The organism is Micromonospora sp. NPDC051543, from assembly GCF_044454415.1.
GTDB lineage: Bacteria > Actinomycetota > Actinomycetes > Mycobacteriales > Micromonosporaceae > Micromonospora.
On sequence record NZ_JBITDT010000025.1, the window covers coordinates 17,931 to 31,606 of the forward strand.

Annotated in this window: 14 protein-coding genes; 10 read left to right on the forward strand and 4 right to left on the reverse strand. The window is 70.8% G+C overall.

Translation table 11 applies throughout. From position 1 onward, the window contains the following. The first annotated feature begins 52 nt into the window (after nucleotides 1-52). Nucleotides 53-310 carry a WhiB family transcriptional regulator gene (locus ACIA3K_RS30035; protein WP_007455784.1) on the forward strand — a complete coding sequence of 86 codons (258 nt, stop codon included), beginning with the start codon at nucleotides 53-55 and terminating at the stop codon, nucleotides 308-310. A gap of 52 nt (nucleotides 311-362) precedes the next feature. Here the strand turns inward: ACIA3K_RS30035 and ACIA3K_RS30040 are convergent, their stop codons facing one another. Then, entirely contained in the window at nucleotides 363-812 is a 450-nt protein-coding gene (locus tag ACIA3K_RS30040; protein WP_007455785.1) for a metallopeptidase family protein, read from the reverse strand. A gap of 153 nt (nucleotides 813-965) precedes the next feature. On the opposite strand from ACIA3K_RS30040, the gene ACIA3K_RS30045 reads away from it, so the two are divergent. Next, complete coding sequence (locus ACIA3K_RS30045; RefSeq protein WP_396804991.1) at nucleotides 966-1,334, forward strand: DUF3499 domain-containing protein; 369 nt, start codon at nucleotides 966-968, stop codon at nucleotides 1,332-1,334. Between the two features lie 10 nt (nucleotides 1,335-1,344). On the opposite strand, the gene ACIA3K_RS30050 is transcribed toward ACIA3K_RS30045, so the two are convergent. Together ACIA3K_RS30050 and ACIA3K_RS30055 are read right to left on the reverse strand one after the other, a co-directional pair. Then, entirely contained in the window at nucleotides 1,345-2,739 is a 1,395-nt protein-coding gene (locus ACIA3K_RS30050) for an NAD(P)/FAD-dependent oxidoreductase (protein WP_396804993.1), read from the reverse strand. Continuing rightward, complete coding sequence (locus ACIA3K_RS30055; protein WP_396804994.1) at nucleotides 2,724-4,070, reverse strand: aspartate aminotransferase family protein; 1,347 nt, start codon at nucleotides 4,068-4,070, stop codon at nucleotides 2,724-2,726. Before ACIA3K_RS30055 ends, ACIA3K_RS30050 begins: the two co-directional genes overlap by 16 nt. Before the next feature lie 705 nt (nucleotides 4,071-4,775). On the opposite strand from ACIA3K_RS30055, the gene ACIA3K_RS30060 reads away from it, so the two are divergent. Together ACIA3K_RS30060 and ACIA3K_RS30065 are read left to right on the forward strand one after the other, a co-directional pair. After that, nucleotides 4,776-5,546: a Scr1 family TA system antitoxin-like transcriptional regulator gene (locus ACIA3K_RS30060; RefSeq protein WP_396804996.1), complete on the forward strand. Its 771-nt coding sequence runs from the start codon at nucleotides 4,776-4,778 to the stop codon at nucleotides 5,544-5,546. Beyond that, nucleotides 5,537-5,731 carry a DUF397 domain-containing protein gene (locus tag ACIA3K_RS30065; protein WP_396804998.1) on the forward strand — a complete coding sequence of 65 codons (195 nt, stop codon included), beginning with the start codon at nucleotides 5,537-5,539 and terminating at the stop codon, nucleotides 5,729-5,731. Before ACIA3K_RS30060 ends, ACIA3K_RS30065 begins: the two co-directional genes overlap by 10 nt. A gap of 121 nt (nucleotides 5,732-5,852) precedes the next feature. Here ACIA3K_RS30065 and ACIA3K_RS30070 read toward each other — a convergent pair whose 3' ends face one another. Beyond that, nucleotides 5,853-6,365 carry an Lrp/AsnC family transcriptional regulator gene (locus ACIA3K_RS30070; RefSeq protein WP_396805000.1) on the reverse strand — a complete coding sequence of 171 codons (513 nt, stop codon included), beginning with the start codon at nucleotides 6,363-6,365 and terminating at the stop codon, nucleotides 5,853-5,855. Nucleotides 6,366-6,580: 215 nt separating this feature from the next. Here ACIA3K_RS30070 and ACIA3K_RS30075 point away from each other — a divergent pair, with 215 nt between their 5' ends. From ACIA3K_RS30075 to ACIA3K_RS30100, 6 genes are all read left to right on the forward strand, one after another. Further along, on the forward strand, nucleotides 6,581-7,765 hold the full coding sequence (locus ACIA3K_RS30075; RefSeq protein ID WP_396805002.1) for an extracellular solute-binding protein: 1,185 nt from the start codon (nucleotides 6,581-6,583) through the stop codon (nucleotides 7,763-7,765). 5 nt (nucleotides 7,766-7,770) lie between these two features. After that, on the forward strand, nucleotides 7,771-8,922 hold the full coding sequence (locus ACIA3K_RS30080; RefSeq protein WP_396805004.1) for an ABC transporter ATP-binding protein: 1,152 nt from the start codon (nucleotides 7,771-7,773) through the stop codon (nucleotides 8,920-8,922). Next, the gene (locus ACIA3K_RS30085; protein WP_396805006.1) at nucleotides 8,919-9,827 is read left to right on the forward strand and encodes an ABC transporter permease; all 909 of its coding nucleotides are present in this window, start codon (nucleotides 8,919-8,921) and stop codon (nucleotides 9,825-9,827) included. The genes ACIA3K_RS30080 and ACIA3K_RS30085 overlap by 4 nt, the downstream gene beginning before the upstream one ends. After that, entirely contained in the window at nucleotides 9,824-10,660 is an 837-nt protein-coding gene (locus tag ACIA3K_RS30090) for an ABC transporter permease (protein WP_355053570.1), read from the forward strand. The genes ACIA3K_RS30085 and ACIA3K_RS30090 overlap by 4 nt, the downstream gene beginning before the upstream one ends. A 129-nt stretch (nucleotides 10,661-10,789) precedes the next feature. Continuing rightward, nucleotides 10,790-12,244, forward strand: coding sequence for an NAD(P)/FAD-dependent oxidoreductase (locus tag ACIA3K_RS30095; protein ID WP_396805008.1), 1,455 nt, complete (start codon nucleotides 10,790-10,792; stop codon nucleotides 12,242-12,244). Continuing rightward, nucleotides 12,244-13,434: a saccharopine dehydrogenase family protein gene (locus ACIA3K_RS30100; RefSeq protein ID WP_396805010.1), complete on the forward strand. Its 1,191-nt coding sequence runs from the start codon at nucleotides 12,244-12,246 to the stop codon at nucleotides 13,432-13,434. Before ACIA3K_RS30095 ends, ACIA3K_RS30100 begins: the two co-directional genes overlap by 1 nt. The last annotated feature ends 242 nt before the right edge of the window (nucleotides 13,435-13,676 follow it).

The window sequence follows — 13,676 nt, forward strand, 5'->3', positions numbered from 1 at the left end:
GCGTGGGGGGTTGCAGCGGCGATGACGCCGGTGCGCGACAAGGAGGCATTTGATGGACGGCCAGCTTGAGGTGGCCGACCTGCTCGGAAACGCGCCGGAGTGGCAGGAGCGGGCCTTGTGCTCGCAGACCGACCCCGAGGCGTTCTTTCCCGAGAAGGGCGGCTCGACCCGCGAGGCGAAGCGAATCTGCTCGCGCTGCGAGGTCAAGACCGAATGCCTCGAATACGCTCTCGGCCACGACGAGCGGTTCGGTATCTGGGGTGGGCTCTCGGAGCGGGAGCGGCGCAAGTTGAAGCGCCGCGCCGCCTGATCGGTACGGCGTCGGGGGTGGTGCGGAGTCGAGGCGGTGGGGGCCGCCCGGCTCAGGCCAGCTCGTCGGGGTCGACCCCGAGCAGGTTCGCCACCTGCTCGATGATCACGTCATGGACGAGGTCGGCGAGATCTTCGCGGTCCATCGCCCGGAACTCCAGGGGTCGGCGGTACAGCACGATCCGGGGCGGCACCTCCTGGCGGCCGGGGCGACCCGGCAGCAGCCGGGCCAGCGGCACCTCGCCGTCCTCCAGCACATCCGAGTCGTAGACGTTCAGGTCCGGCGGGACATCCTCCACCGCGAACTCGACGCCGGCCAACTCCTTGGCGAAGCGTCGCTCCAACGTTTCGACGGTGTCCAGCACCAGGTCGTCGAAGACCTCCGCCTTGGTCCGCGCCAGCGGCACGGTCGCCGGCACCAGGCGCCCGCGCAGGCCACGCCCGTGCCGGTCGCGGTGCGCACGCCGGCCGGGGCCGGGGCGGCGGTGTTCCGGGCTCGTCATGAGGCAAAGGGTAGCCCCCGGGCCGGGTCGGCCAGCGGCACCGCCGCCAGCGTGGCGCGGCGCGGCGCGAACCGCGAATTGTGATCACCACGACGGGCGTGTCGCAACGCGAACCGGTGCGCCGGACCCGGTAATGGGGATACCCTGCCGCACGTGAGGTCACCACGGCGCTGCTCCCGTAACGGCTGCCCCCGGCAAGCGGTCGCCACATTGACCTATGTCTACAACGAGTCCACCGCCGTGGTCGGCCCGTTGGCGGCGTTCGCCGAGCCACACACGTACGACCTGTGTGAGCAGCACGCCCGCAGCCTCACCGCGCCGCGCGGTTGGGACGTGGTCCGGCACGAGGGCGAGTTCGAGCCGCCCCCGCCCACCACGGACGACCTGGTCGCGCTGGCCGAGGCGGTGCGCGAGGCGGCCCGCCCGGCGCCCCGCCCCCCGGAGCCCGACCAGCCCCACCCGGAGCACCCCCACCAGACCGGCCGCCGAGGCCACCTCCGGGTGATCCCCCCCAACCACTGACCAGCAGCGGTTACTGGCCCAGGAGGCGGGCGAGGGTTCTGGCGCTTCTGGAGGGGCGGTCGGTTCGGGTTTCCTTGGCGTCGGCGCCGGTCATGACGCGCAGGGCCGCGTTCATCGCCAGCCAGCGCAGTGGTTCCGGCTCCCACCTGGGGGAGCGGTGGTCCACCCAGGGCAGCCTGGTCAATTCGGTGCGCTCGCCGCGGATCAGGTCGGCCAGGGTGCGGCCGGCGAGGTTGCTGGCACCCACTCCGTCCCCGACGTAGCCGCCCGCCCAGGCCAGCCCGTTGGCCCGGTCGAACCCGACGGAGGCGGCCCAGTCCCGGGCCACCCCGAGCGGTCCACCCCAGGTGTACGCCACCGGAACGTCCGGCCCGAGCACCGGGAACAGCTCGCCCAGGGTCCGCCGCAGCGCCGCGAAGACCCGTGGCTCCCGGTCGTGGCCGGGAGAGATCCGGGACCCGAAATGGTACGGAGCACCGCGCCCGCCGAAGGCCAACCGCCCGTCGGCGGTCCGCTGGCCGTAGATGATCACGTGCCGGTGGTCGGAGAACGTCTCCCGGTCCGCCAGGCCGATCCGTTCCCAGACGTGTTCCGGCAGCGGCTCGGTGGCCACCATCAGCGAGTACACCGGTGCCACCGTGCGACGCAGACCAGGCAGCGTGGGCGTGTACCCCTCGGTGGCCCGGACCACCACCGACGCCCGCACGCTGCCCGCGTCGGTGACCGCCGCGCCGGCCCGGATCGCGGTCACCGTGGTCCGCTCGTGGATCCTCACCCCGAGACGTTCCACCGCCCGCGCGAGGCCACGCACCAGCTTCGCCGGGTGCACGGTCGCGCAGTGCGGGGTGTACGTCCCACCGCGTACCCCCTCGGCGGTGCAACGGGCGGCGGCCTCGCCGGGGCCGAGGAGCGTCAGGTGGTCGTCGCCGAAGCCGAACGCGCGGGCCTCGTCCACGGCGGCCCGGGCCCGGACGAGCTGCGGGCTGGTCCGGGCGAGCGTGACGGTGCCGCCGTCCGCCCAGTCGCAGTCGATGCCCTCGGCCGCGACCACCCGGCCCACCGCGCGGACGGTGTCGTGCATCGCCCGCTGCATGGCGACTGCCGCGTCGCGGCCGTGCCGGCGGGCCAGCCCGGTCAGCGACGTGGGAAGGAGCGCGGAGCACCAGCCGCCGTTGCGCCCCGACGCCCCGTACCCCGCGATCTCCTTCTCCAGGACGACGACCCGCAGCGTCGGGTCGGCCTGGGCCAGGTGATACGCCGTCCACAGCCCGGTGTAGCCGCCGCCCACGATCACCACGTCGGCGTCCGTGTCGCCGGGCAACGCGGGCCGAGGTGTCAGCGGCTCGTCCAGGCTGGACAGCCAGTACGACAGCTCCTGGTAGCGCACGCTCAGAGCCGTGTCCACGCCTCGGTCAGCACCGTGCGGAGGATCTGCTCGATCTCGTCGAAGTGTCGCTGCTCGGCGATCAGCGGCGGGGCGAGTTGGATGACCGGGTCACCCCGGTCGTCGGCCCGGCAGTAGAGGCCGGCCTGGAACAGCGCGGTGGACAGGAAGCCGCGCAGCAGCCGCTCCGACTCGGCCTCGTCGAAGGTCTCCCGGCTGGTCTTGTCCTTGACCAGCTCGATGCCGTAGAAGTAGCCGTCGCCTCGGACGTCGCCGACGATCGGCAGGTCGTGCAGCTTCTCCAGGGTGGCGCGGAACGCGTCCTCGTTGGCGCGTACGTGCCCGACGAGGTCTTCGCGGGCGAACACCTCCAGGTTGGCGAGGGCGACCGCGCAGGACACCGGGTGCCCGCCGAAGGTCACCCCGTGGGCGAACATGCCGGTCTCGGTCAGGAACGGCTCCATGAGCCGGTCGCTGGCGATCATCGCGCCGAGCGGGGCGTACCCGGAGGTGATGCCCTTGGCGGTGGTGACGATGTCCGGCTGGTAGCCGTAGCGGACCGCCCCGAAGTACTCGCCGAGCCGACCCCACGAGCAGATCACCTCGTCGGAGACGAGCAGCACGTCGTACGCGTCGCAGATCTCCCGTACCCGCTCGAAGTAGCCGGGAGGGGGCGGGAAACAGCCGCCGGAGTTCTGCACCGGCTCCAGGAAGACGGCGGCGACCGTGTCCGGCCCCTCGCGTTCGATGGCCCGGCCGATCTCGTCGGCGGCCCAGCGGCCGAACGCCTCGGGGTCGTCGCCGTGCTCCGGCGCGCGGTAGAAGTTGGTGTTCGGCACCTTGATCCCGCCCGGCACCAGCGGCTCGAAGTCGCTCTTGATGCCGGGCAGGCCGGTGATCGACAGCGCGCCCATCGAGGTGCCGTGGTAGGCGATGTAGCGACTGACAACCTTGTACTTGTTGGGCTGGCCGGTGCGCTTGAAGTACGCCCGGGCCAGCTTCCACGCCGCCTCGACGGCCTCGGAGCCGCCGGTGGTGAAGAAGACCCGGTTCAGGTCGCCGGGCGTGAGCGAGGCGATCTTCTCGGCCAGCTCGACGGCCGTCGGATGGGCGTACGACCAGAGCGGAAAGTACGCCAGCTCACCGGCCTGCTTCGCGGCGGCCTCGGCCAGCTCGGTGCGGCCGTGACCGGCGTTGACGACGAACAGCCCGGCGAGCCCGTCGAGGTAGCGGCGGCCCTGCGCGTCCCAGATGTACGCGCCCTCGCCGCGCACGATGGTCGGCACCTCGCCGGCGGAGTAGCTCGCCATCCGGGTGAAGTGCATCCAGAGGTGGTCGGTGGCGTCGGCCATGTCAGCCCCATCGATCGTCGGGCCGGTCAAGGGGTGAAGCCGGCCGCTCTGCCCACGGTTATCGCACAGTCCGGTGCCCTTCGGCAAGTGGTATCAGTGGCCTAGGTGCCTGAGTGCGACGGAATCAGCGAGTGGTTGCAGCCTGAGCAACGGATTTCGCATCGACGGGCAGGGTTGGACGGTATGGGGCGGGACGCTGTCGAGGTGCCCCAGATGTGGGGCGGGTCGGCCCGAGTCCCGGTGCCTCCTGGGTTGATCCACTCAGGTTCGCTGAAGTTGCGGTGTCAGGGCGCGGTTGATGCCGCGACATCGGCGAAGCCGAGTGGATTAACGGCAGGGTCGGCCCGCGTGTGTGGCGGGACGCTGGTGGGACACCTCGGGGGCGGTTCGAGGGCGTCCCGGGTGCGTTGCCAACACGTCTCACCGCAACACGCCGGCAGGCCGGAGACATCGACACTCAGCGTGGCTATCGTGCGGCGCAACGTGCACCGGACAGCGCGGCGCTGCGCGTGCCGGGTAGTGCGGCGGGGCGTGCACCGAGCGGCGTGGCGTGCGCCGGGTTGTGCGGCCCGCGATGTGCACCGGACTGTGCGGCGCGGCGTGCACCGAGCGGCGCGGCGTGCATCGAGCGGCGCGGCGTTTGCTGGGCGGTGCGGCGTTGGGCACCGCGTGGAGCTGGGGCGTGCCGGCGGGCGGGAGGATCACATGGCCAACGAGGCGTTGCGGGTGGCGATGGCCGAGGCGGGGGAGACGGTCGAGTCGTTGGCCGAGAAGGTCCGCGTCGACCCGAAGACGGCGGGGCGGTGGCTGGCGTCCGGACGTATCCCGCATCCGCGTACCCGGATCGCGGTCGCCGAGATCCTGCGCCGGGACGCGGCGGATCTCTGGCCGGAGCCGTTCCGCCGCCGGGACCTGCCGTGGTTCCGACCGTGGGCCGAGCTGGAACAGGACGCCACCTCGCTGCGGTCGTATGAGCCGCTGCTCGTGCCGGGCCTGCTTCAGACCGAGGGGTACGCCCGGGCGATCCTGAACACCGGCGGGCTGGTCCCGTGCTCCGAAGTGGACCAGATCGTGGCGAGCCGCATCGACCGGCAGGCAGTCCTTCGCCGCGATGCTCCACCGCAGCTCGTCGCGGTGCTCGACGAGGTGGTGCTGCGCCGGCCAGTCGGCGACGGCTCGGTGATGGCCGGGCAACTGCGGCACCTCGCCTCGGCTGCGGGGTGGGAGCACGTGCAGGTCCGGGTCATCCCCGCCGAGAGCCCGTGGCACACCGGCCTCGCCGGCCCTTTCGTGCTGGGTCGCCTGCCCGACGGGACGGAATTGGCGTATCTCGACAACCAACTGCGCGGTCAGATCGTGACCGATCCTCTCGACGTGGCTAACCTGGGACGCAGGTGGGAGAGCGTCACCGGTGAGGCGTTGCCCCAACGTCAGTCGATCGAGCTGATCAGGGAAGTGGCCACGACATGGACATGACCGACGCGCGCTGGCGCACCGCGACCCGCAGCAGCAACAACGGCGGAAACTGCGTAGAGGTGGCCGACAACCTTCCCGGCCGGGTGCTTGTGCGCGACAGCAAGGACCGTGACGGCGGCACCCTGACCTTCGCGCCGACCGCCTGGGCGTCGTTCGTTGACGCGGTCCGGTCAACGACCCGCTGATCCACTCGGGATCCCGAAAATCGGGGCATCCGAGCGCCCCGGACACCCCGACTTCCTGCAACTCGAGTCGATCAAGCGCGAGCCGACGCCGCCGAGCGCCCCGAGCGCCGAACGAGAGCCGTCAGGCCGTACCCCAGGTGTAGGTCTGCTTGCGGAGCTTGAGGTAGACGAACGCCTCGGTGGAGAGCACCCCGGGCACCGCGCGTAGCCGTTGCAGGATCTCCAGCAGATGGTCGTCGTTGCGGCAGACCACCTCGGTGAGCAGGTCGAACGACCCGGCGGTGATGACGACGTAGTCGACCTCGTCCAGTTCGGCGAGCCGGTCGGCGACGGCCTCCAGGTCGCCGTCGGTACGCAGCCCGATCATCGCCTGGCGGGGGAAGCCGAGCTGCAGCGGATCGGTCACGGCGACGATCTGCATGACGCCGGAGTCGAGCAGTCGCTGTACCCGCTGGCGGACCGCCGCCTCGGACAGGCCGACCGCTTTGCCGATGGTGGCGTACGGTCGGCGGCCGTCCTCCTGAAGCTGCTCGATGATCTGCTTGGCCACGTCGTCCAGCAGAGCGTGGTTGGCACCTTCACGCACAGCGACACGGCGACCGCTGCCGCCGCTCTCGTGCTGCCGGTTCGTCATCGTGCGCTCCCCATGTCCCGAATCGTGATGTCGCGCGTGTGTCCCCGCGCAGTCTGGCGTATTTCGTCGTCAACTGCTAATCCCGCAACGGAATCCCTTGTAAGGGAGGTTTCCTCATGTCAGGATCAGTGCTCCCTGGCACTTGACCCTCCCGACATTCCCGCCGGCGCGCCTCCCCCGTCCCGCCGCCGACGATGACCCCCCTAGGAGTCGTCATGCGTACTCCCCTCCGGCCCCTCTCCCGGCGTGGACTGCTCACCGGCACCCTCGGTTCGGCCGCCCTGCTCACCATGGGCGGCAGCCTCGCCGGCTGTGGCACCAAGGGCGCCCAGCAGACCGAGGCCGGCTGCGTCAGCGAGGACCTGTCCGCCACGGAGAAGAAGCTCGCCTTCTCCAACTGGCCGCAGTACATGGACGTCGACGAGAAGGACGAGTCCAAGCGGCCGAGCCTGGACGAGTTCATCACGAAGACCGGCATCCAGGTGACCTACACCGAGGACATCAACGACAACAACGAGTTCTTCGGCAAGGTGCAGAACCAGTTGGCCGCCTGCCAGAGCACCGACCGGGACATCATCGTGCTGACCGACTGGATGGCGGCACGGATGATCCGGCTCGGCTGGATCCAGAAGCTCGACCCGGCGAAGATCCCGAACGTGCAGGCGAACCTGCTGCCGTCGCTGCTCAAGCGCCCCTTCGACACCGAGAACCGGATCTCGATCCCATGGCAGTCCGGCCTGGCCGGGTTGGCGTACAACGGCAGCGTCACCAAGGAGCTGCGGACCGTCGACGAGCTGCTGACCCGCCCCGACCTCAAGGGCAAGGTGACGGCGCTGAGCGAGATGCGCGACACGATGGGTCTGCTGCTCGGCTCCAACGGGCACGACCCGTCCAACTTCACGGCCGCCCAGTTCGACGACGCGCTCAACAAGCTCAAGAAGGCCGTCGACTCCGGGCAGATCCGCAAGTTCACCGGCAACGACTACGCGCCCGACCTGGCCAAGGGCGACATCGCCGCGTGCATCGGCTGGTCCGGCGACGTCATCCAGCTCTCCGGTGAGAACTCCAAGGTGCAGTTCGTCGCGCCCGACTCCGGCGTGATGCTCTACAGCGACAACATGTTGGTCCCCAACAAGGCCGCCCACAAGGGAAACGCCGAGGCGCTGATCAACTACTACTACGAGCCGGCCGTCGCCGCGAAGCTCGCCGCGTACGTCAACTACATCTGCCCGGTCAAGGGCGCCCAGGCCGAGATGGAGAAGATCGACCCGGATCTGGCCGCCAACCCGCTGATCTTCCCGGACGACGCGCTGCTGGCGAAGTCCAAGGTCTTCATGGCCCTGGACGAGAAGCAGGAGAAGGAGTACGAGGGCAAGTTCCAGCAGGTCATCGGGGCGTGACGGGGATGACGCGCGAGACACCCGCCGGCGATCTGCGCCTGGCCGACCTCACCAAGCGGTTCGGCATCTTCACCGCCGTCGACGACCTCAGCCTGACGATCGGCCAGGGCTCGTTCTTCGCGCTGCTCGGCGCGTCCGGCTGCGGCAAGACCACCACGCTGCGGATGATCGCCGGGCTGGAGGAGCCGACCAGCGGTCAGGTGCTGCTCGGCGACACCGACATCGCCCGGCTGCGGCCGTACAGGCGGCCGGTCAACACGGTCTTTCAGAGCTACGCGCTCTTCCCACACCTCACCATCTTCGAGAACGTGGCCTTCGGGCTGCGCCGACGCGGCATCCGCTCGGTCGACGACGAGGTCCGGCGAATGCTGTCGCTGGTACAGCTCGACGGCTTCGGCCCGCGCCGCCCGGCCCAGCTCTCCGGCGGCCAGCAGCAGCGGGTCGCGCTGGCCCGCGCGCTGATCAACAAGCCGCAGGTGCTGCTGCTCGACGAGCCGCTGGGCGCGCTCGACCTGAAGCTGCGTCGGCAGATGCAGATCGAGCTGAAGCGCATCCAGACCGAGGTGGGCATCACCTTCGTGCACGTCACCCACGACCAGGAGGAGGCCATGACCATGGCCGACACCGTCGCGGTGATGAACGCCGGCCGCATCGAGCAGCAGGGCGCCCCGGCCGACATCTACGAGTTCCCGGCCACCGCGTTCGTGGCGAACTTCCTCGGCCAGTCCAACCTCCTCGCCGGCGAGGCCGCCGGCACCAGCGGCGGCGAGGTCGCGGTGACGGCGCACGGTTCGCGCTTCACCGTGCCCGCCGGCCGCTCACGCGCCGACCGGGGTCCGGTCCACCTGGGGGTACGCCCGGAGAAGCTGCAACTGGTCGGCTCCGCCGACCAGGTCCCCCAAGGACACCAACACGTCACCGGTGTGGTCACCGACGCCTCCTACGTGGGCGTCAGCACGCAGTACCTGCTGCGCACCGGCTGGGGCACCGAGCTGTCGGTCTTCGCCGCGAACAGCGGTGCGGCGACGCGGGTCCCGGTCGGCGGCGAGGCCGTGGCGTACTGGGATCCACGCCACGCGTTCCTGCTGCCGCGCGACGCCGCCGACACCGACCGGACGTCCCCGGTGCTCGACGAGCCGGTGGGTGCGTCCTCGTGACCCTCCTGGCGCCCACCAAGGCGGGTCAGCCGCCGCCAACGGCACCGGCAGCCCGGTCCGGGCGGTACCGGCTCCTGCCGTACCTGCTGCTGTTGCCCGGCGCGGCCTGGCTGCTCGTCTTCTTCGGTGTGCCGCTGCTGCAGCTCGCCGCCGCGAGCCTGTACGACCCCGGCGGCTCGCTCTCCACCGGGTACGCGATGACCTGGGCGTTCGGCAACTACCCGGACGTTGTGCAGGCGTACTGGCCGCAGCTTCTGCGCTCGTTCGGCTACGCCGGGCTGGCCCTGGTGGTGGCGCTGCTGCTGGGCTACCCGTTGGCGTACGCCATCGCGCAGAAGGCCGGCCGGTGGAAGAACCTGCTGCTGGTGTGCGTGGTCGCGCCGATGTTCACCAGCTTCCTGGTCCGTACGCTGGCCTGGAAGACGATCCTGTCGGACAACGGCGCTCTGGTCGGCCTGCTGCGTGACCTGCACCTGCTCGCCCCCGACGGTCGGCTGTTGGCCACGCCGTTCGCGGTTGTGCTCGGCCTCACGTACAACTTCCTGCCGTTCCTCGTCCTGCCGCTGTACGCGAGCCTGGAGCGGCTCGACGGGCGGCTGCTGGAGGCCGCCACCGACCTGTACGCGAGCCCGCTACAGGCGTTCCGGCGGGTGACCCTGCCGCTGTCGATGCCCGGCCTGGTCGCCGGCACGCTGCTGTTCTTCATCCCGGCCAGCGGCGACTACATCAACGCCGAACTGCTCGGCACCCCCAACGAGTACATGGTCGGCAACGTCATCGACTCGGCGTTCCTGGTCCGGCTGGACTACCCGCAGGGCGCCGCGCTGTCGTTCCTGCTGATGGCGGCGATCCTCGCGGTGGTCTTCGGCTACCTGCGGCGAGCTGGCACGGAGGAGGTGCTGTGAGGATTTCGCGCTGGCTGGCGGACCGCTGGGTGATGATCGTGGCGCTGCTGGTGCTCGGCTACCTGTCGCTGCCGATCCTGGTCGTGGCCGGGCTGTCGTTCAACCGCCCGTCGAGCCGACTGTCGTACGACTTCAACGAGTTCACCCTCGACAACTGGCGGCAGCCCTGCGCCACCTCGGACATGTGCGACGCGGTCGTCCGCAGCGTGCAGATCGGCTTCCTCGCCACGGTCGTCGCCACCGTGCTCGGCACGCTGATGGCGTTCGCGCTGGTCCGGCACCGCTTCCGGGGTCGGGCCGGCGTCAACGTGCTGATCTTCCTGCCGATGGCGACCCCCGAGCTGGTGATGGGCACGTCGCTGCTGGCCCTGTTCGTCTCGGCCGGGGTGCCGCAGGGCTTCTGGACCATCGTCATCGCACACGTCATGTTCTGCGTGTCGTTCGTGGTGGTCACCGTGAAGGCGCGACTCGCCGGGATGGACCGGCGGCTGGAGGAGGCCGCCATGGACCTCTACGCCAGCGAGTGGCAGACGTTCCGGCGGATCACCCTGCCGCTGGTGCTGCCCGGCATCGTGGCCGCCGCCCTGCTGGCCTTCTCGTTGAGCTTCGACGACTTCATCATCACGAACTTCAACGCCGGTACGACGGTCACGTTCCCCATGTACGTCTGGGGCGCCGCCCAGCGGGGCATCCCGCCGCAGGTCAACGTCATCGGCACCGCGATGTTCGCGATCGCGTTGCTGCTGGTGGGGCTCAGCTCGCTGCGCGGGCGACGGGAACGCCGCGCCAACCTGCTGGCCGTGCCGACCCCGCAGGCGCGGCGGCCGTCATGACCGCGGCCCGGCGCGCTGATCGGTGTCGCTGTCCCGCTGGCGGCCGATCGTCCTGGGCGCGGAGTCGACCGTCATGACGAGCGGCTGTTCTGCCGCGAGCCGCTCGTCCTGGGCGCAGGGTCGGCCGTCATGACGCCCGCGCATGCTTCCCGGGCGCTGGCCGACGCGGCGCCCGTGCCGTACTGGCTCGACCGCAAGGAGCGCCCCGACCCGCTGCCGCCGCTCACCGGCGCGCAGAGCGCCGACCTGCTCGTCATCGGCGGCGGGTACGGCGGGCTCTGGGCCGCCCTGGAGGCCAAGCGTGCCGACCCCGAGCGGGACGTGCTCCTCGTCGACGCGGGCACCTGCGGGTGGGCCGCCTCCGGACGCAACGGCGGGTTCTGCGCTGCCTCGCTCACCCACGGTCTCGCCAACGGCGTCGACCGGTTCCCCGACGAGGTCGGCGAGCTGGAACGCCTGGGCCGGAAGAACCTGGACGCCATCGCCGCCACCGTCGCCGAGTTCGACATCGACTGCGACTTCGAGCGCACCGGTGAGCTGGCCGTCGCCGTCGAGCCGTACCAGCTCGACGGGCTGGTCGCCGACGCGGAACTGGCCCGCCGGTACGGCCACCGGGTGCGGCTGCTCGACGCCGACGAGGTACGCGCCGAGGTCAACTCGCCGACCTACCTGGGCGGGATGGTCGACGCCGACCGGGTCGCCATGGTGGACCCGGCGAAACTGGCCTGGGGACTGCGCCGCGCCTGCCTCGACGCGGGCGTACGCGTGCACGAGCACACCCGGGTCACCGGGCTGCGCGCCGATGGCGTCGCGCTACGGGCGGACACCCTCGGCACCGATCCGGGCGACGCGCGCGGCCCGGCCGGACCCGCGCCGGGTCGCCCCGGCGTCGTCCGCGCCCGGCGGATCGTGCTGGCCACCAACGCGTTCCCGCCGCTGCTGCGCCGGCTGCGCGCGTACGTGGTGCCCGTCTACGACCACGTGCTGATGACCGAACCGCTCACCCCGGCGCAGCGCGACGCGATCGGCTGGCGCAACCGGCAGGGGCTCGCCGACACCGGCAACCAGTTCCACTACTACCGGATCACCCGCGACGGACGGATCCTCTTCGGCGGCTACGACGCCGTCTACCACTACGGCAACCGGGTCGCCCCGGAGCTGGAACAGCGCCGGGCCACCTTCACCACCCTCGCGCAGCACTTCTTCACCACGTTCCCGCAGCTCGCGGACGTGCGCTTCAGCCACCGCTGGGGCGGTGTCATCGACACCTGCACCCGGTTCTGCCCGTTCTACGGCACCGCCTTCGGCGGTCGGCTGGCGTACGCGGCCGGATACACCGGCCTCGGCGTCGGCGCGACCCGCTTCTCGGCCCGTGTGCTGCTCGACCTGCTGGCCGGCGGGAACACCCCGCTGACCCGGCTCGACCTCGTCCGCCGCAAGCCCCTGCCGTTCCCGCCGGAACCCGTCCGCGCGGTCGGCATCAATCTCACGCGCCGGTCGATGGCCCGCGCCGATGCGCGTGGGGGCCGGCGTGACCTGTGGCTCCGTACTCTCGATCGTCTTGGTTTGGGGTTTGATTCCTGATGCGTGTCCTGCTCGTCGGCGCCGGTGGCGTCGGCTCCGCCGCCGTAGCCATCGCCGCCCGGCGGACCTTCTTCGAGACGATGGTCGTGGCCGACCACGACCCGCAGCGCGCGGCCCGCGCGGTGGCCGCGCACGGCGGCCGTTTCGTCGCTGCCCAGGTCGACGCCTCCTCGGCCGACGCGATCACCGCGCTGTGCCGGGAACACCGGATCACCCACGTGCTCAACGCCGTCGATCCGCGCTTCGTCATGCCCATCTTCGACGGCGCGTTCGCGGCCGGCGCGGACTACCTGGACATGGCGATGTCGCTCTCGCACGCCGACACGGGCATGCGGCTCGGCGACGAACAGTTCGCGCAGGCCGACGCCTGGTCGGCGGCCGGTCGGCTGGCGCTCGGCGGCATCGGCGTCGAACCGGGACTGTCCGATGTGTTCGCCCGGTACGCCGCCGACGAGCTGTTCAGCGAGATCGACGAGATCGGAGTCCGGGACGGGGCGAACCTGACCGTGGACGGGTACGACTTCGCGCCCTCGTTCTCCATCTGGACCACGATCGAGGAGTGCCTCAACCCGCCCGTGATCTGGGAGGCCGACCGCGGCTGGTACACCACCGAGCCGTTCAGCGAGCCGGAGGTCTTCGACTTCCCCGAGGGGATCGGGCCGGTCGAGTGCGTCAACGTGGAGCACGAGGAGGTGCTGCTCATCCCGCGCTGGGTGAAGGCCCGGCGGGTCACCTTCAAGTACGGGCTCGGCGCGGAGTTCATCGACGTCCTGAAGACGCTGCACAAGCTCGGCCTGGATTCCACCCGGCCGGTCTCCGTGCGGGGTGCCTCCGTGTCTCCCCGGGACCTGGTGGCGGCCTGCCTGCCCGACCCCGCCACCCTCGGCGCGCGGATGCGCGGCAAGACCTGCGCCGGCACCTGGGTACGCGGGCTCGGCCCGGACGGGCGGCCCCGGGAGGTCTACCTCTACCACGTGGTCGACAACGAGTGGTCGATGAGCGAGTACGGCCACCAGGCGGTCGTCTGGCAGACCGCCGTCAACCCGGTGGTGGCGCTCGAACTGCTTGCCACCGGCGCGTGGACCGGCACCGGCGTGCTAGGCCCAGAAGCCCTACCCCCGAAACCCTTCCTGGACCTGCTGACGAACTACGGCTCCCCCTGGGCCCTACGCGAAACCCCGACCCCGTAACCCCGTGACCCCGTGCCCCCCTGACCCTCGTCGATCTTGCACTTTCTGTGGCGGCATTGCTCGCGTATCGGGCATATCTTCGACAGAAAGTGCAAGATCGACGAGGTGGGGGCGGGGTGGGGTCGGCTTGCTGACAGGGCTTGGGGTGGGCTACTGGGGTCGTGGGGTGGACGGGGTCGGGGTTGTGGGATTTGGGTGGTTGGCGGGGATTTTTCGGGGAGTTCTTGGCACTATCGGCTCGG